21 protein-coding genes are annotated in these 23,776 nt (G+C 62.9%); 8 read left to right on the forward strand and 13 right to left on the reverse strand.

The genetic code is table 11. The features are described 5' to 3' along the window. Nucleotides 1-3: 3 nt before the first annotated feature. Entirely contained in the window at nucleotides 4-1,653 is a 1,650-nt protein-coding gene (locus ACQ4LH_RS06175) for an acyl-CoA synthetase (RefSeq protein WP_430696409.1), read from the reverse strand. Between the two features lie 244 nt (nucleotides 1,654-1,897). Here ACQ4LH_RS06175 and ACQ4LH_RS06180 point away from each other — a divergent pair, with 244 nt between their 5' ends. Further along, a complete protein-coding gene (locus ACQ4LH_RS06180) occupies nucleotides 1,898-3,808 on the forward strand; it encodes a beta-ketoacyl synthase (protein ID WP_430696410.1) in 1,911 nt (636 codons plus the stop codon). Nucleotides 3,809-3,904: 96 nt separating this feature from the next. Here the strand turns inward: ACQ4LH_RS06180 and cysQ are convergent, their stop codons facing one another. Both cysQ and nudE read right to left on the reverse strand, forming a co-directional pair. Next, a complete protein-coding gene (cysQ, locus tag ACQ4LH_RS06185; protein ID WP_430696411.1) occupies nucleotides 3,905-4,726 on the reverse strand; it encodes a 3'(2'),5'-bisphosphate nucleotidase CysQ in 822 nt (273 codons plus the stop codon). Further along, nucleotides 4,723-5,289 (reverse strand): ADP compounds hydrolase NudE, encoded by a 567-nt coding sequence (gene nudE, locus ACQ4LH_RS06190; protein ID WP_430696412.1) that lies wholly within the window; start codon nucleotides 5,287-5,289, stop codon nucleotides 4,723-4,725. Before nudE ends, cysQ begins: the two co-directional genes overlap by 4 nt. Before the next feature lie 133 nt (nucleotides 5,290-5,422). Between nudE and yrfG the strand changes: the two genes are divergently transcribed. Continuing rightward, nucleotides 5,423-6,085, forward strand: coding sequence for a GMP/IMP nucleotidase (yrfG, locus tag ACQ4LH_RS06195; RefSeq protein ID WP_430696413.1), 663 nt, complete (start codon nucleotides 5,423-5,425; stop codon nucleotides 6,083-6,085). Nucleotides 6,086-6,127: 42 nt separating this feature from the next. Here yrfG and lysM read toward each other — a convergent pair whose 3' ends face one another. Beyond that, complete coding sequence (gene lysM, locus ACQ4LH_RS06200) at nucleotides 6,128-6,568, reverse strand: peptidoglycan-binding protein LysM (protein ID WP_430696414.1); 441 nt, start codon at nucleotides 6,566-6,568, stop codon at nucleotides 6,128-6,130. A gap of 193 nt (nucleotides 6,569-6,761) precedes the next feature. On the opposite strand from lysM, the gene ACQ4LH_RS06205 reads away from it, so the two are divergent. From ACQ4LH_RS06205 to ACQ4LH_RS06220, 4 genes are all read left to right on the forward strand, one after another. Then, on the forward strand, nucleotides 6,762-7,655 hold the full coding sequence (locus ACQ4LH_RS06205) for a LysR family transcriptional regulator (protein WP_430696415.1): 894 nt from the start codon (nucleotides 6,762-6,764) through the stop codon (nucleotides 7,653-7,655). Between the two features lie 113 nt (nucleotides 7,656-7,768). Continuing rightward, complete coding sequence (fdhD, locus tag ACQ4LH_RS06210) at nucleotides 7,769-8,617, forward strand: formate dehydrogenase accessory sulfurtransferase FdhD (protein WP_430696547.1); 849 nt, start codon at nucleotides 7,769-7,771, stop codon at nucleotides 8,615-8,617. Next, a complete protein-coding gene (locus tag ACQ4LH_RS06215) occupies nucleotides 8,614-10,935 on the forward strand; it encodes an FdhF/YdeP family oxidoreductase (RefSeq protein ID WP_430696417.1) in 2,322 nt (773 codons plus the stop codon). Before fdhD ends, ACQ4LH_RS06215 begins: the two co-directional genes overlap by 4 nt. A 174-nt stretch (nucleotides 10,936-11,109) precedes the next feature. Continuing rightward, nucleotides 11,110-11,535 (forward strand): glycine zipper domain-containing protein, encoded by a 426-nt coding sequence (locus ACQ4LH_RS06220; protein ID WP_430696418.1) that lies wholly within the window; start codon nucleotides 11,110-11,112, stop codon nucleotides 11,533-11,535. Between the two features lie 106 nt (nucleotides 11,536-11,641). Here ACQ4LH_RS06220 and ACQ4LH_RS06225 read toward each other — a convergent pair whose 3' ends face one another. From ACQ4LH_RS06225 to ACQ4LH_RS06240, 4 genes are all read right to left on the reverse strand, one after another. Beyond that, nucleotides 11,642-12,085: an acyl-CoA thioesterase gene (locus ACQ4LH_RS06225; RefSeq protein ID WP_430696419.1), complete on the reverse strand. Its 444-nt coding sequence runs from the start codon at nucleotides 12,083-12,085 to the stop codon at nucleotides 11,642-11,644. 28 nt (nucleotides 12,086-12,113) lie between these two features. Next, nucleotides 12,114-13,277: an iron-containing alcohol dehydrogenase gene (locus ACQ4LH_RS06230; protein ID WP_430696420.1), complete on the reverse strand. Its 1,164-nt coding sequence runs from the start codon at nucleotides 13,275-13,277 to the stop codon at nucleotides 12,114-12,116. A 69-nt stretch (nucleotides 13,278-13,346) separates the two neighbouring features. Then, nucleotides 13,347-15,137, reverse strand: coding sequence for an acyl-CoA dehydrogenase C-terminal domain-containing protein (locus ACQ4LH_RS06235; RefSeq protein ID WP_430696421.1), 1,791 nt, complete (start codon nucleotides 15,135-15,137; stop codon nucleotides 13,347-13,349). Then, entirely contained in the window at nucleotides 15,134-16,372 is a 1,239-nt protein-coding gene (locus ACQ4LH_RS06240; protein ID WP_430696423.1) for a 3-hydroxyacyl-CoA dehydrogenase NAD-binding domain-containing protein, read from the reverse strand. The genes ACQ4LH_RS06235 and ACQ4LH_RS06240 overlap by 4 nt, the downstream gene beginning before the upstream one ends. A gap of 100 nt (nucleotides 16,373-16,472) precedes the next feature. Here ACQ4LH_RS06240 and ACQ4LH_RS06245 point away from each other — a divergent pair, with 100 nt between their 5' ends. Further along, entirely contained in the window at nucleotides 16,473-17,372 is a 900-nt protein-coding gene (locus ACQ4LH_RS06245) for a LysR family transcriptional regulator (RefSeq protein WP_430696424.1), read from the forward strand. Nucleotides 17,373-17,440: 68 nt separating this feature from the next. Continuing rightward, complete coding sequence (locus ACQ4LH_RS06250) at nucleotides 17,441-18,085, forward strand: methylamine utilization protein (RefSeq protein WP_430696425.1); 645 nt, start codon at nucleotides 17,441-17,443, stop codon at nucleotides 18,083-18,085. A gap of 46 nt (nucleotides 18,086-18,131) precedes the next feature. Here ACQ4LH_RS06250 and ACQ4LH_RS06255 read toward each other — a convergent pair whose 3' ends face one another. From ACQ4LH_RS06255 to ACQ4LH_RS06275, 5 genes are read right to left on the reverse strand one after another with little or no spacing between them, the layout of a single operon-like run. Then, the gene (locus ACQ4LH_RS06255) at nucleotides 18,132-19,136 is read right to left on the reverse strand and encodes a caspase family protein (RefSeq protein ID WP_430696426.1); all 1,005 of its coding nucleotides are present in this window, start codon (nucleotides 19,134-19,136) and stop codon (nucleotides 18,132-18,134) included. After that, the gene (locus ACQ4LH_RS06260) at nucleotides 19,133-19,954 is read right to left on the reverse strand and encodes an alpha/beta hydrolase (RefSeq protein WP_430696427.1); all 822 of its coding nucleotides are present in this window, start codon (nucleotides 19,952-19,954) and stop codon (nucleotides 19,133-19,135) included. Before ACQ4LH_RS06260 ends, ACQ4LH_RS06255 begins: the two co-directional genes overlap by 4 nt. Nucleotides 19,955-19,971: 17 nt before the next feature. Continuing rightward, on the reverse strand, nucleotides 19,972-21,081 hold the full coding sequence (locus tag ACQ4LH_RS06265; RefSeq protein WP_430696428.1) for an autotransporter domain-containing protein: 1,110 nt from the start codon (nucleotides 21,079-21,081) through the stop codon (nucleotides 19,972-19,974). Nucleotides 21,082-21,117: 36 nt separating this feature from the next. Then, nucleotides 21,118-21,777 (reverse strand): hypothetical protein, encoded by a 660-nt coding sequence (locus ACQ4LH_RS06270; RefSeq protein ID WP_430696429.1) that lies wholly within the window; start codon nucleotides 21,775-21,777, stop codon nucleotides 21,118-21,120. Further along, complete coding sequence (locus tag ACQ4LH_RS06275) at nucleotides 21,764-23,671, reverse strand: CHASE2 domain-containing protein (protein ID WP_430696430.1); 1,908 nt, start codon at nucleotides 23,669-23,671, stop codon at nucleotides 21,764-21,766. The genes ACQ4LH_RS06270 and ACQ4LH_RS06275 overlap by 14 nt, the downstream gene beginning before the upstream one ends. Nucleotides 23,672-23,776 lie beyond the last annotated feature (105 nt).

Here is a 23,776-nt window from a genome sequence, read left to right on the forward strand (position 1 = left end):
TCCTTAGGCCACCGCCTGCTGCGCGGCCAACTGCTTGGCCTGCTCACGCAACACAAACTTCTGCACCTTGCCGGTGCTGGTCTTTGGCAGGCTGGTAAACACCACGCAGCCCGGCACCTTGAAACGCGCCATACGCTGCTGACAGAAGGCGATTACTTCCTCGGCCGTCAGCTCGGCACCCGGTTTGAGGGTGACAAAGGCGCACGGCGTTTCGCCCCATTTGGCGTGGGCCATGGCCACCACAGCGGCTTCGAGGATCTGCGGATGGCGATACAGCACGTCCTCCACCTCGATAGAGGAGATGTTCTCGCCGCCGGAAATGATGATGTCCTTGCTGCGATCCTTGATCTCGACATAGCCGTCGGCATGCCAGACCGCCAGGTCGCCGGAGTGGAACCAGCCACCGGCAAAGGCCTCGGCGGTGGCCGAGGGGTTCTTCAGGTACCCCTTCATCACCACGTTGCCGCGCATCATGATCTCGCCAATGGTCTGGCCGTCTTTCGGCACCGGTTGCAGGGTGTCGGGGTCGGCCACCATCAGGCCGTCGAGCAGCGGCGCACGCACGCCCTGGCGGGATTTCAGGCGGGCGCGCTGCTGCGGGCTTTCACTATCCCACTCGCTTTTCCACTCGCAGGCCACGCTCGGGCCATAGGTTTCGGTCAGGCCGTAAACGTGGGTCACGCGAAATTCCAGGGCTTCCATGGCTTCGATCACCGCGGCGGGTGGTGCGGCGCCAGCGGTAAGCACTTTTACCGGCTGGGTTTTCAGGGCTTTCAGCGCCTCATCGGCGTTTGCCAGCATATTCAGCACGATCGGCGCACCGCAGAAATGGTCGACGCCATGCTCGGCAATCGCCGGGTAGATGGCTTCGGCGCGCACATGGCGCAGGCACACGTTGACGCCGACGTAGGCCGCCAGCGCCCAAGGGAAACACCAGCCGTTGCAGTGGAACATCGGCAGCGTCCACAGGTACACCGGGAAGCGGCTCATGTCCCAGCACATGGCGTTGGACAAAGCATTCAGGTGCGCGCCACGGTGGTGATAGACCACGCCCTTGGGGTTGCCGGTGGTGCCGGAGGTGTAATTGAGGGAGATCGCCTGCCACTCGTCGGCCGGTAACTGCCAGGGGTAATCGGGGTCGCCTTCGGCCAGCAGCGCCTCGTAATCCAGCTGACCGATCAGCAGACCTTCGGCATATTCCGGGTCGTCGATGCCGATCACCAGCGGCGGCTGCGGCAAGTGGCCGACCACGCGCTGGGCCAGTTCGCCGAACTCCTTGTCCACCAGCAGCACCTTGGCTTCGCCGTGCTGCAGGATAAAGGCGATGGCTTCGGCATCCAGGCGGGTGTTGATGGCATTCAGCACCGCGCCGCACATCGGCACGCCAAAATGCGCCTCGAACATCGCCGGGCCGTTGGGCGCGATCACCGCCACTGTGTCGCCCAGGCCGATGCCGCGCTGCGCCAGCGCCGAGGCCAGACGAATACTGCGGCTATAGGTTTCGCCCCAGGTCTGGCGCAGGCTGCCATTGATCAGCGCCAGGCGTTGCGGGTAAACGCTGGCAGCGCGCTCAAGAAAGCTCAGCGGGCTGAGCGCCTGAAAATTTGCCGCATCGCGGGGCATGCCGTATTCGTATGGATTGACGCTGTGCATTGTTGTTCTCCAGCTGGGCCGTTGTACGCAGAAACCATAACAGTCGTAAGGTTTTAGCGATGCGCTACCTTGGTCGAAACCGTGACTTGCAAGTCAGCAATCACGTCAGCATAGGCATCCGAACAGCCATGCTGGGCGCTTGATCGCGGCGTAATAACCGCCGCAGAGCGGCTTCGGCCTGTATGACAAGCCTCCATAGCCTTATCTCGGTTTGTCTGGCGTTATCTTTTCAAGGAGTTATCGAGTGACTTCACGTTTACCTGTGATCGTTGGTTTTGGTGGCTATAACGCGGCTGGGCGCAGCTCTTTCCACCACGGCTTCCGCCGTACCGTAATCGAGTCAATGGACACGCCGGCGCGCCAGCAGACCCTGGCGGGCCTGGCGGTGATGATGAAGCTGGTCACGGTGGTCGATGGCGGCTATCAGGATGACGCCGGCACTGCCCTGAGCCTGGCCGAGATCGACAGCCGCTTCGCCGAGCAGATTCTCGCCTCGACCCTGGTGCGCCGCATCGAGAAGCAGCATCTGGATGTCGACGCGGCGCACTGGCAGAAGACCATCGATATCAGCGCCACAGCCGGTCAGCCCCTGAGCTTTATCACCCTGCGCAAGCACCTGCCTGAGCCACTGCCATCCGACTGGACGGTGGACGAGTTGAACGCCAGCGAAGTGCTGGTGACCCTGCACGACAACTGCGAATTCAAGGTCGACAGCTACCGCGCCCTGCCTGTGAAATCCGCCGGGCAGCTGCCCAGCGGCTTCGAGCCGAGCGAGTTGTACAACGCGCGCTTCCATCCGCGCGGCCTGGCCATGACCATCGTCGGCGTCACCGATGCGCTGCGCGCCACCGGCATCGACTGGCAGACCATCATGCAGCACGTGGCTCCGGACGAAGTCGCGGTGTTCTCCAGTTGCATCATGAGCCAGCTGGATGAAAACGGCTTCGGCGGCCTGATGCAGTCGCGCCTCAAGGGCGGACGCGTCACCGCCAAGCAACTGGCCCTGGGCCTCAACACCATGTCGGCGGACTTTATCAACGCCTATGTGCTGGGCAGCGTTGGCACCACCGGCGCCATCACCGGCGCCTGCGCCACCTTCCTCTATAACCTGCAGAAGGGCATCGAACAGATTGCCAGTGGCAAAGCGCGGGTAGTCATAATCGGCAGCAGCGAAGCGCCAATCAATCAGGAATGCATCGAGGGTTACGGCGCCATGGGCGCGCTGGCCACCGAAGACGGCCTGCGCCAAATCGAAGGCAAAGAACAAGTGGATTTCCGCCGCGCCAGTCGCCCATTTGGCGAAAACTGCGGCTTTACCCTGGCCGAAGCCTGCCAGTTCGTCGTGCTGATGGACGACGCCCTGGCCCTGGAGCTGGGCGCAGATATCCACGGCGCGGTGCCGGATGTATTTATCAACGCCGACGGTTTCAAGAAATCCATCTCCGCCCCCGGACCCGGCAACTACCTGACCGTGGCCAAGGCCGTGGCCAGCGCCGTGCAACTGCTGGGCATCGACGCGGTGCGCGAGCGCAGCTTTGTGCATGCCCACGGTTCCAGCACCCCGGCCAACCGGGTGACCGAATCGGAAATTCTCGACCGCATTGCCAGTGCTTTCGCCATCAAGCAGTGGCCGGTCACGGCGGTGAAGGCCTTTGTCGGCCACTCCCTGGCCACCGCCAGCGGCGATCAGGTGATCTCCGCCCTGGGCAGTTTCAAGTACGGCATCATCCCGGGGATCAAGACCATCGACGCGGTGGCCGAAGACGTGCACCAACAGCACCTAAGCTTCGCCACCGCCGACCGTACGCGCGCACCCGAGCAGCTGGATCTGTGCTTTATCAACTCCAAGGGTTTTGGCGGCAACAACGCCAGCGCCCTGCTGCTGGCCCCGCATGTGGCCGAACGTATGCTGCGCAAGCGCCATGGCGAAGCGGCCTTTGCCGCCTACCTGCAGCGCCGCGAAGCCACCCGCAAGGCGGCACAGGCCTACGACGCGCAAGCGCTGCTGGGTGATCTGGGGATTATCTATAACTTCGGCAACGACCTGATCGACGACCAGCAGATCGAGATCAACTGCGAGCAGATCACGGTGCCGGGCTTCGCCCAGCCGCTGGTGTTCAAGAAGGACGAACGCTACGGCGATATGCTCGACTAAGCCGAGCCACCGCCGAATATGTAGGAGCGGGCTTGCCCGCGATCAGCGACGTAGGATGGGTGGAGCGCAGCGATATCCATCATCCGAGCAAAGTATTTATTCCAGCGCGCGAGCCAGCTGAATCAGCTCTGCGCGCCAGGCTGCAGCAGCAGGCAGAGCCAGAAAGTACGGATTAAGTAGCGACTCGCGCGCCTCATAGGTCAGCGCCTCGCCCTTGAGCGTCAGCACCTCGCCGCCCGCCCCTTCCAGCACGCCCTGCGCCGCTGCGGTGTCCCATTGCGAGGTCGGCGCCAAACGCGGGTAGCAATCGGCATTGCCCTCGGCCAGCAGGCAGAACTTCAGCGAACTGCCGACACTGGCCAGTTGCAGATCACCAAAGCGTTCACTCAAACCGGCCAGCAACGCCTCCTGCGCCGGGCTGGAGTGGCGACGGCTGGCCACCAGGGTAAAGGCCTCCTGCGGGGCCAGACGCACACGAATCGGCTCAGCTTTGCCCGCCGCATTGGCGCGCCAAGCACCAAGACCGGCACCACCGTAATAACACTGACCGGTGGCCGGAATGCCCACCACGCCAAACACCACGCGACCCTGCTCGATCAGCGCGACGTTAACGGTGAACTCTTCGCTACCGGCGATAAATTCTTTGGTGCCATCCAGCGGGTCGACCAACCACCAGCGGCTCCACTGCCCGCGCTCGCTCAGGGCAATATCCGCCGCCTCTTCAGACAGCACCGGAATATCTGCGGCAAGGGCCAGCAAGCCATCGTTAAGGATATGGTGCGCGGCCATATCGGCGGCGGTCACCGGCGAGGCGTCGGCTTTTTCATTAACCGTCACGTCGGCGCGCCAATGCGGCAGCGTCGCCGTGCCGGCCTGACGCACCAGTTCAATCACAGCGGGGATCAGTGGATGGCTCATGGCTTAAAGATCCCACGCTGAGTCAGCACATCGCGGGCCAGGTACAGCGCGGCCAGGGCGCGACCTTCGGTAAATTGCGGATGCTGGATCAGGCTCGACAGCTCGCGCAGGCTGGTCTTGTCGACGCGCATCGGCTCCGGCTCATCGCCCGGCAGACGCTCTTCATACAGACCCGAGGCCAGCACCACCTGAATCTTCTGGCTCATATAGCCCGGCGACAGGCTCAGCTCGGCCAGCAGCTCCAGGTGCTGCGCGCCAAACCCAGCTTCTTCCTTGAGTTCGCGGTTGGCCGCTTCCAGCACGTCCTCGCCCGGCTCGATCAGGCCCTTGGGTAGCGACAGCTGGTAGTCATCGGTACCGCCGCAATATTCCTCGACCAGCAGCGCGTGCTCGTCATCGACCATCGCCACCACCATCACCGCGCCATAGCCGGAACCCTTGCCCACCAGTCGCTCGTAGGTGCGCTCCACGCCGTTGCTGAAGCGCAGTTGCAGCTCCTCGACACGGAACAGGCGGCTGCTGGCGACGATTTCGCGGGCGAGTACGGTGGGTTTCTGACGCATGGGGCGGCTCCTGGGCAGGACATAGCGGGTTATCATAACGCGGCTTTTCCTATTATCTGCGTAGGAGATTGCGCGATCACGACGCCGATGGTGCAAATCGCGACTCCCTGCGCATCAGCCCGAAGAACTGCGCATGCCCTCGTTGCCCTGGAACGCCATCGACACCGTCCTGCTGGATATGGACGGCACCCTGCTCGACCTGCACTTCGACAACCACTTCTGGTTGCAGCACCTGCCGCAGCGCTATGCCGAGCATCACGGCATCAGCCGCGCGCTGGCCGAAGCCGAGCTGCTGCCGCTGTTCCGCGAACACGCCGGCACCCTCAACTGGTACTGCACGGATTTCTGGAGCCGCGAGCTGAAGTTGTCGATCCGTGACCTCAAGCGCGAAGTGGCGCATTTGATCGCACTGCGCCCGGACGCTGACACCTTTATTCAGGCCCTGCGCCAAGCCGGCAAACAGGTGGTGCTGATCACCAACGCGCACCGCGATTCGCTGTCGTTGAAACTGGAGCGCATCGAGCTGGCGCCCTACTTCGACCGGCTGATCAGCTCCCACGACTATGGCTTCCCCAAGGAAGACCAGCAGTTCTGGCACGCCCTGCAGCAGGACATCAGCTTCGAACCTGCGCGCAGTTTGTTTATCGATGACAGCCTACCGATCTTGCGCAGCGCCGGACATTTTGGCGTCGGCCACCTGCTCGCCGTGCGCCAGCCCGATAGCCAGACGGGGCCGAAGGACACCGAGGAGTTTGCGGCGGTGGAGGATTACCAGGAGTTGCTGCAAGGGCTATAAACCCATCGGGCGGCCATTGCAGCCGCCCGACACGCAAGCCGTTTATTCCTCGGGAATACGCAACACCTGCCCCGGATAGATCTTGTCCGGGTGGCTGAGCATCGGTTTGTTGGCTTCGAAGATTTTCGGGTAGGCATTGGCGTTGCCGTATTCGGCCTTGGCAATCGCGCTGAGGGTGTCGCCCTTCTTCACCGTGACAAAGCGCGCCGCCGGGGCCGGCGTAGTCACGCTAATATGGTCCTCCACTGACGCCACACCGGCGACGTTACCCAGGGCCAGCAGGATTTTCTCCTTCTCTTCCTGGCTGGCCACCTCACCGCGAGCGGTGACTTTATCGCCCTCGACGCTGACCTGAATATTCGGGTTACCCAAGCCCACTTTGGCGACGTGCGCCGTCAGTGATTCGGCCGCCTGGGCCTCTTGGCCGACCAGCGACTCCCAGAGCTTGGTCCCGGCTTCTTTGACAAAGGCAAACAGACTCATAAGGCTTCCTCTTGATTCCTTGGAAAGTGGCCGGGCGACGCCGCCCGGAGCCAGAAGTCTAGACCCGGATTCGTGACAAAGGTGCCAGGCCCGGTGCTGTCGCTGCAGGCCGCGTTATAGGCCGCATTCCGCGCCTAACCGCCCGCAACTGCCTGCTAGAATCGGCGCAACCCAGGGATTTGAAGGATTCATCGTGGATATCAAACAGCTGAAATTCCTCATCGCCCTGGATGAAACCCGCCACTTCGGCCAAGCCGCCGCGCGCTGCCATATCACCCAGCCGACCCTGTCGATGCGTTTGCGTCAGCTGGAGGACGAGCTAGGCCTGGAACTGGTCCGGCGTGGTCAGCGCTTCGAGGGTTTCAGTGCCGAAGGCGAGCGCATTCTGGCCTGGGCGCGCAGCCTGATGGCCGCCCACGATGGCCTGTATGCAGAAGCGGCCGCCTGCCGTGGCCAGCTGGTTGGCACCCTGCGTCTGGGTGTGGTGCCGCTGGCCGGCTTAGATCCGATGCGCCTGGTGCAGTTTTTCGCCGAGCAGCATGCCGGGCTGCGCTTTCAGCTGTTTGCCCTGAGCAGCGAGGAAATTCTCGAACGCCTCGGGCGTAATCAACTCGACCTCGGCCTGTCCTACCTCGACCGCCTTAACCCCGAGCATTTCGATAGCCTGGAGTTGGCGGAAACGCGCATGGGCCTGCTGTATGACCGCCGGCATTTTCAGTTCACCCGCCCGGCGCTGCGCTGGGAAAGCCTGATCGACCTGCCGCTCGGGCTGCTCTCGGCCGGCATGCATTTTCGCCAGTCAATCGACCACAGCTTTCGTTCCCGCGGCCTGACGCCCAACCCACGGTTGGAAACCGATGCCGTGCATCAACTGCTGCAAGCAGTCAGCGCCGGGCTGTGTTGCGCGATCATGCCGCTCAATGGCGGCCTGGCCGAGTTCACCGAACACCTGGCGTTAACGCCCATCGAAGACGCCCACACCCTCGCCCCGCTGGGCCTGATCCTGCGCCGCAGTGCGCCGCGCTCGGCCCTGGCCGAAGCCTGCTTTGCCGAAGCGCAGAAACTCTTGCCGCCTGCCGCAGAGTGAAAGCCTGCACTTGACGCCTTGATAGAGAGCATCGATCACAAGATCAGTAACAGCGATTAGACGCCCTCGGCCGAGCGGCCTAGGCTGGCGAAGTCACTCCGTCGCCGGGAAGCCTGCCCATGCCACGCCACGCCCCTGCAATCGTCAAAGATGCCGCCCCAGTGCTGCTGCCGGCGCCCACCTACAGCTATGTCGAACTGGCAGAGGCGCAGCTGGATGGCGCCGCCGCGCTGGCCACAGAAGCGGCACTGGCGATCAGTTACAACGGCATCAGCCACAGCGTGATGATGGTCTCTCCCAGCGATCTTGAAGACTTTATCTACGGTTTCAGTCTGAGTGCCGGTCTGATCGATAGCTTCGATGAGATCTACGATATCCGCCTTCAGCAACAGGCCAGCGCCATCAGCGCCGAGGTGCAGGTCAGCAACCGCGCATTCTGGGCGCTCAAACAGCAGCGCCGCACCCTGGCCGGTAACAGCGGCTGCGGCCTGTGCGGGGTCGAAGCGCTGGAGCAAGCCCTGCCACAACTGCAAAGCCTCACGCCCAGTCCGCTACCAGCGGCAGCCCATCTGCAGGGCCTGCGCCAGCGGATTCAATCCGTACAGACCATGGCCCGCCACAGCGGCGCGGTGCATGCCGCACTGTTTGTCGACGGCCAAGGACAGATCCGTCTGTGTCGCGAAGATATCGGCCGGCATAACGCCCTCGACAAACTGCTCGGCGCCCTGCATCGCGAAAGGGAAAACCTGCGCCAGGGCTTTGCCGTGGTCACCAGCCGTTGCAGCCTGGAGCTGATCCACAAGGCCCTGCGCGCCGGTATCGGCACCCTGGTCAGCCTGTCCGCACCGACCACCCTCAGCGTGCAGTGGGCACGCCAGCACAACCTCAACCTGATCCACCTGCCCCAGCAGAGCGCGCCACGGGTTTACAGCCCAGCAGCGCCCGGAGTCGCCCAGCCATGAGCCTGCAACCGATCAATCCGCGCTACCAACCCTACAGCGGGCCGGCCGCCGGCTGGGGCGCGCTGCGCAGCGTGACGCGCTTCTGGCTGGACAGTAAGCAGCCGTTCAAGAACCTGCGCGCCCTGCTCAAGACCAACCAGCACGGCGGCTTCGACTGCCCCGGCTGCGCCTGGGGTGATTCGCCGGAAGACGGGCGCATCAAGTTCTGCGAGAACGGCGCCAAGGCGGTCAACTGGGAGGCCACCAAGCGCCGCGTAGACGCCGCCTTCTTCGCCCGCTACAGCGTCAGCCAGCTGCGTGAACAGAGCGATTACTGGCTCGAATACCAGGGTCGCCTGACCGAACCGATGCGCTATGACGCCACCAGCGATCACTACCTGCCGATCAGCTGGGACGCCGCCTTCGCCCTGATCGCCGAGCGTTTAAAGGCACTGGAAAGCCCCAATCAGGCCGAGTTCTACACCTCCGGCCGCGCCAGCAACGAGGCGGCCTACCTCTATCAACTGTTCGTCCGCGCCTTCGGCAGCAACAACTTCCCCGACTGCTCGAACATGTGCCACGAAGCCAGCGGCGTGGCCCTCGGGCAGAGCGTGGGCGTCGGCAAGGGCAGCGTGACCTTCGCCGATTTCGAGCACAGCGACGCGATCTTCGTGCTTGGGCAGAACCCCGGCACCAACCACCCGCGCATGCTCGAACCGCTGCGCGAGGCGGTTAAACGCGGCGCCCAAGTGGTGTGCTTCAACCCGCTAAAGGAGCGTGGCCTGGAGCGCTTTCAGCATCCGCAACATGCCCTGGAAATGCTTAGCAACGGCTCCGAACCACTCAACACCGCGTTCTTCCGCCCAGCCTTGGGCGGCGATTTAGCCGCCCTGCGCGGCATGGCCAAGTTCCTGATGCAATGGCACCGGGAAGCGCTGACTAATGGCGAGCCAGCGGTGTTCGACCTGGCGTTTATTGCTGAACACACAAACGGCGTGGATGACTATTTAGCGCTGCTGGATGCCAGCAGTTGGGAGTCGCTGGTCGAGCAATCCGGCCTGAGCCTGGACGAGCTGCAACATGCCGCCCTGCTCTACCGCCGCGCCGAGCGAGTGATCATCTGCTGGGCTATGGGCATCACCCAGCACCACAACTCGGTGGCGACCATTCAGGAAATCGTTAACCTGCAGCTGCTGCGCGGTAACCTCGGCCGTTCCGGCGCCGGCCTGTGCCCGGTGCGCGGCCACAGCAACGTGCAGGGCGACCGCACCATGGGCATCAATGAGCGCCCGCCGGCAGCCTTTCTCGATGCGCTGGAGCAACGCTTTAACTTCCAGGTGCCACGCGCACAGGGCCACAACACCGTCGAGGCGATCAACGCCATGCTCGGCGGCCAGGCCAAGGTATTTATCGGCCTGGGCGGCAACTTCGCCCAAGCCACCCCCGACAGCCCGCGCAGCCATGCCGCATTGAGCCGTTGCGCGCTGACCGTGCAGATCAGCACCAAGCTCAACCGCAGCCATCTGACCACCGGAGCCGACGCGCTGATTCTGCCGTGCCTGGGCCGTACCGATATCGACCACCAGGCCGACGGCCCGCAGGCGGTGACCGTGGAAGACTCGTTCAGCATGATCCACGCCTCCTACGGCCAGCTCGAACCGCTGTCGGCACAGATGCGTTCGGAGCCGGCGATCATTGCCGGTATCGCCAAGGCCACCCTGGGCAATCATCCGGTGGACTGGGATGCGCTGATTGCCGATTACCGGCGCATCCGCGAACTGATTGCCGAGACTATTCCCGGCTTCAGTGACTTCAACCAGCGCCTGCAACACCCTGGCGGCTTCTACCTGGGCAACGCCGCCGCCGAGCGGCGCTGGCTCACGCCTAGCCACAAAGCCAACTTCAAAGCCAACCCGCTGCCCGCCGACCTGCTGCCACCGCAGGTGCGCAACAGCGGGCAAACGCCGGACCTGATCCTGCAGACGCTGCGCTCCCATGATCAGTACAACACCACCATTTATGGCCTGGATGACCGCTACCGTGGGGTAAAGGGCCAACGCCAGGTTCTGTTCGTCAACGAAGCGGACATCCTGCGCCTGGGCTTTCAACCGGGGCAGCAGGTCGATATCCAGTCGATCTGGAATGACGGCATCGAACGCAAGGTTGCTGGCTTTACCCTGCTGGCCTTCGATATTCCCGCCGGCCAGGCAGCCGCCTACTACCCGGAGGCCAACCCGCTGGTGCCGCTGCAAAGTTTCGGTACCGGCAGCTTTACCCCGACCTCGAAGTACGTAGCCATCCGTCTGCAGGCGCATCGGGCAGAAGCGCGCATTCTTTAGATGTGTGGCGGCGATCACAGCGGCGACCAGTGGCAGGGAATTTTCCGAGCCGATGAGCTCTAAGCCTATACTGCCGGCCACTGCATCAAGCGGCCTGCAGTGCAGATGTTTCACCCTTGGAAATCAGGGGTTTAAATAAATCTGCATGCCCACTTATCGAAGAAGGTCTGCCGTATGCGTACATTAATTTCTGTGGTGTTGTTCAGCGCCCTGGCCTCTCCCCTCGCCCTGGCGGGTGATACCGGCAAAGTCGCCATTGGTGGCGGTGTGGGTGGCGCCCTAGGCAATGTGATCGGTCAACAGGTTGGCGGCAGCACAGGCGCAGCCATCGGGGCGGGTCTGGGCGGCGCAGCGGGCGGGGTGATTACCGCACGCGACGGTAACAAGACCGAAGCCGCATTGGGCGGCGGCCTGGGCGCAGCCGGTGGCTCGGTACTGGGTAACAAGGTCGGCGGCAGCACCGGTTCAACCATTGGTGCCGGCCTGGGCGGCGCAGCCGGTGGCGCGCTGGCCAATGAATACGCCGGCGGCAGCGAACGTGATCGCGGCCACGACCACCGTAAAAAACACAAGAAGCATAAAAAGCACAAACATCACTAAGTGCCGAGTGCTGACAGCAAAAAGCCGCCTAACAGCGGCTTTTTTGTTTATGTGGCAAGAGCTTTAACCGCGGCTGCAGCCGGGCGGCTCGCCGCTAACGCGCCTCCTACACAGCCGGCTCCATCAGCAGCACCGTCAGCGCTGCGCGCAGGTTCTCGGGAATGCTTACCGGGCGATTGCTGCTGCGGTCGACGAAGACATGCACAAAGCGCCCGGCCGCACAGGCCTCGTCTTCATCTGCCTTGAATACCGCCAGCTCGTACTGCACCGAGCTATTGCCCAGCTTGCCGACCCGTAGGCCGATCTCGATGCGTTCGGGGAAGGCGATAGAGGCGAAGTAATCGCAGCTGGAGCTGACCACAAAACCCACCACCTCACCGTTATGGATATCCAGGCCACCAACCTCGATCAGGTAGGTGTTCACCGCACTGTCGAAGAAGCTGTAGTAGGTGACGTTGTTGACGTGGCCGTAGACATCATTGTCATGCCAGCGCGTGGTGATCGGCTGGAAATGCCGGTAATCGCTGCGCAGGTGCTGGGGTTGGCTCATCGGGAGTCCTTGAGGTTGGCGAAGCGGCTTAATAAGCCACCTGATAGATGGCCAGGGCATGAGCCTCGGTCATTTCCCGCGGGTTGTTCACCAGCAGGCGCTGTTGCTGCATGGCGTCGCGCGCCAGGGTCGGCAGCATGTCTTGCGGCACACCGGCATCACGCAGGCGCGTGGGCAGGCCGCTGCGCACGCTGAAATCGGCCAGTGCGCCAATAAACTGCTCGGTCTGCTGCAAAACACTGCCGGCGCGCAGCTGATCGCCCAGCACCAGCGGCGCCAGCTCGGCATACAACGGCGCGGCCGCATTGCCGTTGAAGCCCAGCACATGCGGCAGCACCAAGGCGTTACTCAGTCCGTGGGGAATATGGAAATGCCCGCCCAGCGGATAAGCCAGCGCATGCACTGCCGCCACCGGCGCATTGGCAAACGCCTGGCCGGCCAGGCAGGAACCCAGCAACATGGCCTGACGCGCCTCGCGGTTGCCGCCGTTGTGCACCACTTCATCCAGATTGGCCGCCAGCAGGCGCAACGCTTCGCGGGCCAGCAGGTCGGACAGCGGATTCTTTTTCAGCGCGCTGGTGTAAGCCTCTATGGCATGAACCATGGCGTCGATACCAGTGGCGGCGGTCACAGCCGGCGGCAGGCCGAGGGTCAGCTCAGCATCGAGCAGCGCCAGGTCCGGCAGCAACAGCGGCGAGACCACGCCCATCTTGGTAGTTTCGCCGGTGGTGATAATGGAAATCTGCGTGACTTCCGAACCGGTGCCGGCAGTGGTCGGCACCAGAATCAGCGGCAGGCGCTGGCCTCGGGCATTGCCGACACCGTAAATCTGCGCCAGCTCCTGGCCGCAGTCGGGATGGGCGAGCAGCGCCACCAGCTTGGCCACGTCCATCGAGCTGCCGCCGCCAAAGCCAACGATCAGCTGCGCCTTAAGCGCCCGGGCCTGCTCAACCGCTGCCAACAGAATGGCCTCGGGCGGGTCGGCGACCACCTGATCGAATACCTCGACGGTCAGCTCGGTGCGGACAAAGCCTGGCAGCACGTCCGCCAACAGGCCGAGCTTGCTGATGCCCGGATCGGTGACGATCAGCACCCGTTGCGCGCCGCGCTCGCGGCACAGCTCGGCCAAACGCCGGGAGGCGCCGATCTCGCAGAGAATCTGCGCGGTGGTGGCAAAGCTAAAGGGCAGCATGGGGTGATCCTCTTGTTGTAATAAATGGCTCGCGAGCAGCGTGGCTGGTACCCACGCTACGCGCTTCGGTCAGAAGGCGAAACTCGCCTCATCCATGGCCATCAGGCACGCCGCGCCACCAAGCAAGGCTTCGCGATGGGCACTGGCCCGTGGCAACACCCGACGCAGGTAGAAGTCGGCGGACTGCAGCTTGGCCTGGTAGAACGCTGCCTCACCGTCTCCCGCCTCCAGGGCATCCTGGGCCCGTGCCGCCGCCTGCAGCCAGAAGCCGGCCAACAGCACATAGGCCGAATACTGGAGAAAATCCACCGAAACCGCGCCGATCTCCTGCACATCGCGCTGGCTGGCGGCAATCACCGCGCTGCTCAGCTCGCGCCACTCGCCCAGACGCGTCTGCACTGTTTTAGCCAGTGCGGCCAGGGTCGGCCGGCCCACCTGGGCATCACACAGCTCGCTGAACTCGGCCTGCAACGCCGACAGTTCGGCACCGCCGTCGCCGAGCACCTTGCGGCGGATATAGTCCAGCGCCTGGATGCCGTTGGTGCCTTCATACAGCTGGGTGATGCGGCTGTCGCGCATCAGTTGCTCGATGCCCCACTCGCGGATAAAACCGTGGCCGCCATACACCTGCACCGCGTGGCTGGCGACTTCCTGGCCCATATCGGTAAAGAAGGCTTTAACGATCGGGATCAGCAGCGCCGCGCGCTTGCCGGCGGCCTTGCGCGCGGCGGCGTCCGGATGGCCGTGCTCAAGGTCGAGCTGGCGCGCGCAGTAGGCCGCCAGCATACGGCTGCCTTCGACCAGGCTCTTCTGCGTCAGCAACATGCGCCGCACATCGGGGTGAACAATGATCGGATCGGCCGCCTTGCCCGGCTCAGCCGGCCCGCTCAGCGCGCGCGACTGCAAGCGCTCGCGGGCATAACGCAGCGCGCCCTGAAACGCCGCTTCGCCGATGCCCAGGCCCTGCAAACCGACCTGGAAACGCGCGTCGTTCATCATGGTGAACATGCCGGCCAAACCCTGGTTGGCCTCGCCGATCAGCCAGCCGGTGGCGCCGTCGAAGTTCATCACGCAGGTGGAGGCGCCCTTGATGCCCATCTTGTGCTCGATGGCGCCGCAGGAAAGCGCATTACGCTCGCCGGGCGTGCCGTCGGCCGCGGCGATAAATTTTGGCACCAGCAGCAGGCTGATGCCCTTCACCCCGGCCGGGGCATCCGGCAGACGCGCGAGTACCAGGTGAATGATGTTCTCCGACAGGTCCTGCTCGCCGCCGCTGATAAAGATCTTGCTGCCGCTGACCTTGAAGCGGCCATCCGCTTGCGGTTCGGCCTTGGTGCGCAGCAATGCCAGGTCGGTGCCCGCCTGCGGTTCGGTCAGGCACATGGTGCCGGCCCATTGGCCACTGACCAGCTTGTGTAGGTAGGTGTTTTTCAGCGACTCGCTGCCGTGTTTGTACAGCGCCAGCACCGCGCCCTCGGTCAGCCCGGAATACACCCGGAACGACAGCGAGGCGCCCATCAGCATCTCGTGAAAGTTGCACGCAAGCATCTGCGGCAGCGCCTGGCCACCGTAGTCGCTCGGCCCGGTCATGCTCGCCCAGCCGTTATCAACGTATTGCTGATAGGCCTCGGCAAAGCCATCCGGGGTGCGCACCTGGCCTTCGCTCAGCTGGCAACCTTGCTCATCACTGTTGCGATTCAGCGGCGCCACCACCTCGGCGGCGTAACGCGCGCCCTCTTCCAGCACACCGTCGATCAGCTCGCGATCAAGGCCGTTACCGAGCAGCTCACAGTGGCCGCTGACATCGAACAGCTCGTGCAGCACAAAGCGCATATCGCGCAGCGGGGCTTGGTAGCTCATACCCGGCCCCCCTGCACATCGGCGAAACGCTGACCGCTGGCTGCCAGCTGCTCAATCAACCGTGCCGGCAACCAGTGCTCACCGAACGTCGCCTGCAGCGCCTTCAAGCGGTCATGAATCGCCGCAACACCCTGACTATCCGCCCAGCTCATTGGCCCGCCTTTGTCGGCGGGGAAGCCGTAGCCGTTGAGGTAGACCAGATCGATGTCGTGGCTGTTGGCGGCGATATTCTCTTCGAGAATCTTCGCACCCTCGTTGACCAGCGCCAGCAGGCAGCGCTCGAGAATCTCCGAAGGATCAATGTCGCGGCGGGTGAAGCCCATCTGCTCGGATACCTGCAGCACCAGTGCATCCACTTCAGGGTCATGCTCGGCCTGGCGACTGCCTTCGGCGTAGCGGTAATAGCCCATGCGCGCCTTCTGGCCGAACCGACCGAGGCCGCAGAGGCGGTTATCCACCTGAACCGCCGGATCATTCTGGCCCTTGCCGGCCAGCTCGCGGGCGCGCCATTCCAGGTCGATGCCGACCACGTCATACATGCGGAACGGGCCCATGGCGAAACCAAAACCCTGCAACGCGGCGTCCACCTGATGCGGATAAGCCCCTTCGAGCAGCAGCATGCGCGCCTCGCGCACATAGGTGTGCAGCATGCGGTTGCCGATAAAACCGTCGCAATTGCCCGCAACCACGCTGACCTTGCCGATGCGCTGGCCCAGGGCCACAGCCGCGTCCAATACCGTCGGCGCAGTTTTGGCGCCACGGACGATTTCCAACAGCTTCATGATGTGCGCCGGGCTGAAGAAGTGCAGGCCCAGGACCTGCTCGGGGCGCGCCGTGACGGCGGCAATCGCGTCGATATCCAGCGCCGAGGTGTTGCTGGCGAGGATCGCGCCCGGCTTCAGGGTGGCGTCGAGTGTGCGGAAGATCTGCTGCTTGAGCTCCAGGTTCTCGTACACCGCCTCGATCACCAGATCGGCGTCGGCCAGCGCGGCGTAATCGCCCACCGGGGTGATGCAGGCCAGGCGCGCGGCTGACTGTTCTTCGCTGATGCGGCCCAGTTTGACGTTATGCGCGTTGGTGTCGGCCACCACAGTCATGGCCTGCGCGAGCATCTGCGGATTGTTGTCCAGCCACAGCACCTGGATGCCGGCGTTGGCCAGGCTCATCACAATACCGCGGCCCATGGTGCCCGCGCCGATCACCGCGGCCTGCTGAACCTCAAATGCCTTGCTCATGCCCACCCCTCTGCCAGTTGCCTAAAGAAATTCGCCAACCACCATAAGCAAGGCGTTACTATTTTTGAAATTTAGTCTTGTGATAAGTCGTATTCAGCCAATGAATATCTCAACCTTCGACCTCAACCTCCTGCGCGTGTTCGATTCACTGATGCGCGAGCAGAATGTCTCCCGCGCTGCCGAACGCCTGTCGCTCAGTCAGCCGGCAGTGAGCAACGCCTTGAATCGCCTACGCGAACTGCTCGACGATCCGCTGCTGGTAAGGGTGGGTCGCAGCATGCAGCCGACGCCGCGCGCCCAGGCGCTGGAAACCCCGATCCGCGCCGCCCTGCAGCAGATCGAGCAAAGCCTTAGCGCTGGTGAGGTCTTTGACCCGGCCAGCAGCCGTCAGCACTTCAGCATCGCCGTCACCGACTATGTCGAGCTGATCTGCATGCCACGCCTGCTCAAGCAGCTCAGCCAGCAGGCCCCCGGCATGCGTATCGACATCCGCCACCTGAGCCCTAGCCTGCCGGCCGAGGCGCTGGACAAGGGCGAGCTGGATCTGGTGCTGGGCCGCTTCGAGGAAATCCCAGCGCGCTTTGCTCGTCAGCACTGGATGAGCGAAACCCTGCAACTGGCGCTGCGTCGTGATCATCCCCTAGCCCGCACGACCATGGATCTGCCGACCTTTCTGCAACTGCGCCATCTCTGGGTTCACGGCGGCCAGACCCGCGGCATGGTCGACCAGTGGCTGGGCGAACAGGGCCTGTGTCGGGAGATTCTCTACACCACGCCCAACTACCTGCAGGCCGCGCATATCGTCGCCAGCAGCGAGCTGGCTGCGGTGCTGCCGACCCAACTGGCGCGCCACTTCGCCAGCCTGCTGCCACTGCAACTGTTCGAGCTGCCGTTCGCCCTGGGGCCGTTTCATCTGGAAATCGTCAGCCTGGCCCAGCGCCAACGCGACCCGGCGCTGCACTGGCTGATTGAACAGATCCAGCAGATCGCCCAGCGCTGATCACCCGGCAGCCGCACAAAGCCTTCCTATACTGACGGCTACTGTCGTGCAGTCTTGGGGAATCGATCATGCTGAAATCGGCTTTGGCGTTACTGCTGGCGCTGCTGGGCACACTGGCGCAGGCCCAAACTCTGGAGATCGTGCTACTCGACAATCAGGGCAACCCGCTCAGTGACGCAGTGCTCTGGGTCGAGCCGGGGCCGACGCAAAGCCAATCCGCCACCGCGCTGATGGACCAGCAGAAGCGCCAGTTCACCCCCTATATCCTGCCGGTGCAGGTCGGCACCACGGTGAGCTTCCCCAACTCCGACCCGATCAACCACCACGTCTACTCCTTCTCGCCGGCCAAGCGCTTCGAACTGCGCCTGCACCAGCAGAAGGCCGCGCCCCAGGAGATGCGCTTCGACCAGCCCGGCCTGGTCACCCTGGGCTGCAATATCCACGACTGGATGCTCGGCTTTATCCTGGTGCTCGACACACCCTGGTTTGCCCAGACCGACAAACAGGGCAAAACCCGCCTGGACTTCGATGCCGCCGCCGGACAAACCCTGCACCTCTGGCACCCGCGCATCGCCGACCCGCAGGAAGCCATGAGCCGCGCCGCACCAAATGACGGCGCGCTAACCTGGCAACTCACCGGCGCACTAAAACGCGACCCACGACCGAAAGCTCCCGCCATGCGCCCACAGGGGAAAGGCGGCTACGTGCCTTAATGTCAGATCAGATCAATAACCCGAAGGTATCTGCGCAATGCTGCAGCTAATTCGGCAAACGCTCGAATAGATACTCGCCACCTGCCTCATGCCCGGCTACCGATACAGCGCCGTACTGCGGCTGTTGCGGGTAGTCTTGGCTGACACCACGGCGCACCACCTGATACAGATTGAAACCAGGCACGGTGGCATCCAGCCCCTGCAAGCTACGCAGAAAATGCCAGGCGAAGATCGAATGGCCGTCTTTACCCTCATCGGACACCGGCTCCTCGCCACCGGAAGACAACACCAGTACGCTACGTTTGCGCAGTACCTCAGCGGGTGCAATCCGTCCACCCTGGTAGGTCTGGCCACGCACTAAGGTGCCGGAAAAACAGCTGTCCGAAACCAGCAATACCTGACGCGCGGGAATCGCCCGCAGCAGGGTGGCGATGTCCTGATTGGAGATCCATTGCGCCGCTGTTTTTACCGAGCCATCGCTGGGTATCCAGTAACCCATTTCGGTGTCATCCATCAGGTAGCCATGCCCGGCGTAGTAGACGAATACCGCATCGGCCGGCGTCATTTCCCGCGCCAAGGCGGCCACCGCGCGGACAATATCGGCCTTGCTGGCGTTGTTCAGCACGCGCAGCTCAAACCCCAACACCTGCTTGAGAGTGGCGGCAACTCGCTCAACATCACGGATCGGGGTACGCAACGCGGGGATTGGCGACTGATACTGGTTATTGCCAATCAGCAGTGCTACGCGCCGCTCGATCGGCCGCCCGGCAATCGCTGCCGGCACGCCGCCCAGCGCAGCCTTGGGCAAGCAGTAAGCCTGATCGTCATCGGCGGCGGTGCACTCACGCACATCCACCACCCGCGGATTGCGTCGCAACTCTTCCAGCGCTTCACGGTAGAGCAAGGTACGGGCCTGGTGGCGCTGCAGATCAATGGCTTGCATCTGCGCACGCCCGGGTATACCGCCGGCGAAAGCCGGAGGGCGAAAATCGGCCAGCACTGGCTCGATTAGTACCAGTAGCGCCAAGGCTAACCAAGAAGTTGTTTTCATTGCTCGCCCTCCAAACCCATCAACAGTGCAGGCCAGCGTTGTAGCCAACAACATGCATGGTCGAAGCCGGGCAGCTGTTCCAGACGCCCACCATGGTGAGAGACGAAATACGCAGCTACCGCAGTGGGTACCACCCGATCCGCCGCACCACTGAAATGCAGCGCCCGCGCACGCTGACGTGGCCCATCCAGCGGGTCCAGCGAGCCATGCAAGGGTGACAGCTGCAGACGCCTGGTCCACTCGTTCAGTGCCAGGGGGGCAGCCAGCGTAACCAACAGCTCAACATCATCACGCTGTTGCGCCAGCAGGGTCGCCAACACGCCACCGCCGGAATAACCGACCAAGCGCAGCCGCTCGGCTCCCGCCTGTTTCTTGAGCTCGCTTACCGCCCGGTCCATAGCCTGCAATACCTCAGCGGAGAAACGCCGTTCGCTCCAGTACAAGGGAGAGCACTGGCGCAACTCGCTCGTGCTCAGATACTGGCAAGGGCGCCCCAGGTAGGCGACGGCCACTGCTGTATCGCGCTCGGCAAGCAGCATCGCCAACGGACGAATGGGCGTGGGATCTTGCGGCGGCCTATAGACGGAAGGCCAAGGTGCGCCATCGCCCTCGATATAGAGGGTGAGCGCCTGCGAGGCAGCCGTCTGCCGCAGCAAACCCAACAGGTTGAACGGCTGAGCCACCAGCTCAACCGACGACCAACCCCGCTCCATCACCCAGGCCTCAGTCTTTAGCCGCGAACCCTGTAGTTGAACTGGCTGAGTGCAGCCACCCAGCCAGCACACGCATGCACCCAGCAGCACCAAACGCCAGAGCACTGCGCCTACCACAACAATCAGAATCGCAGGTTAAGGTTGGCCATCCAGGTATTCATATTCTGATTGCCACGGCCTTCCTCTTGCTCATAGGCCAGCCCGGCGCTGACACCATGAGCCAGGGAGAGGTAGTTGACCCCCAAGACCCAGACCCAGGCCTCCCGACCTATAGGATCAGAAGGGGCAAAGTTCTGCGTGGTCGAACGATGTACATCGTCCATATAACGCAGCCCAGCGTACGGCAGCCAACCATTCCACCAGTAACCGACCTGACCACCCAGCTGAATACGGTCAAGTTCATTGGTGGCATCAGAGTTCTGCAGTTTCTGCAGCCCGCCTAACTGCTGCTGGGTCTCACCACGCAGGCGAATATCGTCATACGACTCTTCGGCATGCAGGTAACTGGCCCGCCCACTGAACTGCCAACTGCCTAACCAGCGCTGGTAATTGAGGTTTAGTCCGGCATACCAGCGGTCAACCTCCTGTCGGCTGCTGCCACTGGCATCCAACTCGCCTTCACCAATACCCACACTGGCATCCAGTGCCCAATGCTCATTCAACTGCCAGCCGAGATAAGGCGCGAGCATAAAACCGCGACTAGTCAGCTCGTTTTCTTCTGCACCAATAGCGGTATTGATCCCAGAGATATCTCCGTTATCAATCGCTAGGGAAACGCCCAAGATTAATGCTGGAGAAAGGCCAAAGTCGGCGCCAACAATGTAATTCTGAATATCAAAATCGTTCTTCGTGGTATTACCGGAAATATTGCCATAGCGCTGATCAGTATCTTCGTCCGCAGCACTGGCCCACAGATTCAAACCAGGCAGAGCATCACCTGCAGCCATCCCGCGGCCTGCTGCATTGCCCGCCATCGCAGGCGCGCCAGGGGCAATCCAGCGCCGCGCCAGATTGTCCGAGATGGCAAGAGATTGTTGGCCCGCGGTGGCATTGAACAGCACTTGGGAGGTCGTCGCACCACCACCAAAACACTCTGGATGGTTAGATAAAGACTCCGCAGCAAATATGCCGCCAGAAATATAGTTCGAGTAAGCAGTTAAACAGTTGGCTGAAGAAACGAAGGGAAATAGTAGACACATGCCGGCCAGCGCCAGCCTGAAGGTGGCTTTCATTCAGAATCTCCTACAAGTGCGGTCTTCTTGTTCTGGCTACGGCTCGGCTGCCATCTTGGCGTTATTCACAGCGCGCGCATAAAGGGAGCGGAGCAGCGCCACTTCCTTATCACCAGGGGATTCCTTCTCCATCCGCGTCAGCACCTGCTGCAACAACTCAAACTCACGCAATTCGAAATACCCTGCCAACAGGTATAGCTCTGGATTTCTATCTGTCGCCATTGCGGCTTCACGCAGCTGCGCATAATTTTTTTCCACCGACTCCAGGGTGCCGCCACTCGGCATGCTGCGCAGCCGCACCATCCCCGCCTTGACCTGGGCATCCGGGGCCGGGGTCTTGGCCAGTTGCTTGACCAGCAACTTCGGCAGCTGACGTACCTGAGGCTGTAATGCCGCATCCTGGGCAGTGATGCCGCTGCGGTGCACCTGCAACTCGCCCGGCCCCTGCCAGACCTGCTCTTCGCCACTGTTGAAAAGCACCAGTTGCAGACTGGTTTTCTCCGGCAGAATCAGTCGATCGCCTTCATGTAGTTTGCTAAACACCTGCAGCGTCCTGCTTTCCGTCTGCGCAGGCACACTCAAGGTCACCGTGCCGCTGAGGCCTGTCACCAAACCGACCTCAAGCGCCAGCGCCAGACCGGGCAGCCACAGCACAGAACACAGCCCCGCGCGGCACCACTGTCTAAGCATTTTCATGGTCTCCCTGATGTAGCCCGATGACCTCAAAGACGCGAATCGGCGCTTCGCGGCCCTTGACCCGAATCACCTCGCTGCGCCCGCAACTCACAAGCTCGCCTGCTTCGGCAATACACTCGGCACTGGCCAGAATGGCGCAGCCAAGTTCCTTGGTCATGCCTTCCAGGCGCGAGGCCAGGTTCACCGTGTCGCCAATGGCAGTGAACTCCATGCGCACCGGTGAGCCGATATTGCCCAGCACCACCTCACCACTGTGTAAACCGATGCCTACGGCAAAGGCCGGCAGGTCGCGGCCGGGGAAGCGCTGCTGCATCCAGCCGGCGAATTCCTCGGAGACTTTCTTCAAGGCTAGCGCAGCGCGAATGGCCCGTTGCGCGTGGTCGCCCAACGGTACCGGGGAGCCAAACTCGACCATCACCGCATCGCCAATAAACTTATCGATACTGCCGCCCTCGGCCAGCAAGGGCTCACAAGCGCGGGCGAAATAGGCATTGAGCATCTCCACCACCTCCTTGGCCGTGAGCCGCTCGCTGATACTGGTGAAGTTGCGGATATCGGAAAACAGCACGGTCACCCGCTGCGCCTGACCGCCCAGCTCCGGCCGCTCACCAGAGCTGAGCAGGGCTTCGACCACCTGCTCCGAGACATAGCGGCCGAACATCTGCCGCAGGCGATTGCGCTCCCGCTCTTCGCCAGTCAGGCGCAGCCCCAGCACACCCAGAAAGCTCAGCGACAGAGCCAGCCCCGCCGCACTCTGCGGCAACAACCAACCCAGCCGGAACAGCCACTGACCCAGCGCCAGCAACAGCGCCAGCCCCAGCAACCAGGCCAGCAAGGTTGCCCACACCGGCAGACGCAACACACAACACACCACCAGCAGGCTCAGGACCAGCAGGCCGAATACTTGCCAAACAGTTTCAGGGCTACGCAACAGACGACCGTCGAGCAATGCCTGCAGCACATTGGCATGCACCTCAACCCCACTCATCAGCAGGCTGCGCCCCCCCAGCCAGTCGCTGCTGAACGGGGTGAAGTGAGCATCGTTGAGCCCAGCGGCCGTGGCCCCGAGTAGCACCAGCTTGCCGCGCAAGGCCAGTACCTCAGGATCACTCAGGGCGTCGTCTGCCAACAACCGGTGCAGGGGCAGGCTGTGGAAAGTGCCGGGCGGCCCCAGGTAAGGAATGACGGCCGCCGGCTGATCCAGCTGTACGGCGCGCCCGCCCAATTGCCAAGCTCCGGCGCGCACATCCTGCCCCGCAGCGCGCACAGCCAGCAGCGCAGGCAGACTCAGGTGCGGCAAGTCATCCTGCAACTGCGCTCGCTCCGCCGCAGCAACGGGAGCCAGGCGAAAGCGCCGCACCAGTCCATCGCCCTCAACCAGCAGATCAGCCAGGCCGACATGCGCCTGCAGATCATAATCAGGCAGCGCCAACAGATAATCAGGGCTCGGCAGCAGGTAGTCGCTCACCGCCGCCCCGCTGCCGGAACGACTGGCCACCAGCAGCAATTGACCGCTGGCCAGTTGCTCGCGGAAGGCCCGGTCATAGTCTCTGGCACCCGGAAACTGACCATCGCCCAGCGTGCTCAGCCAGCGTTCGGGGCTGATGCTGTAGAGCATGTCCAGCCCCACCAGCGGTACCCCGACCTGACGCAGGCGCTCGACCGCCACGGCGAGCCGGTCGGTCCAGAACAGCATGGGGGCGTCCGGGTAACGAGCCAGGCTGTCTTCGTCGATGGCCACAATGGCGACCTGCTGCTGTGTATCACGCTGCCCCTGCAGCTGGAATTGCAGATCCAGCAAGCGTCGTTCGCTGCCGTCGAGCAGGCCGGCGCGCGCCAGCCATTCGACCAGCGCGACGCTGAGCAACACCAGCGCCAGCAGCTTCAAGGGCATGCGCCATGCCCGCGCTATTCGCATCCACGCCCCCTTGTGCATACCAGGTGCTGCGCCCGCCCGAGGTCTTTCTATACTCAAGGCATTTCGCCATCGGCGGGCCGA

It is taken from the genome of Pseudomonas peli (assembly GCF_050563605.1).
GTDB classification, from domain to species: domain Bacteria; phylum Pseudomonadota; class Gammaproteobacteria; order Pseudomonadales; family Pseudomonadaceae; genus Aquipseudomonas; species Aquipseudomonas peli_A.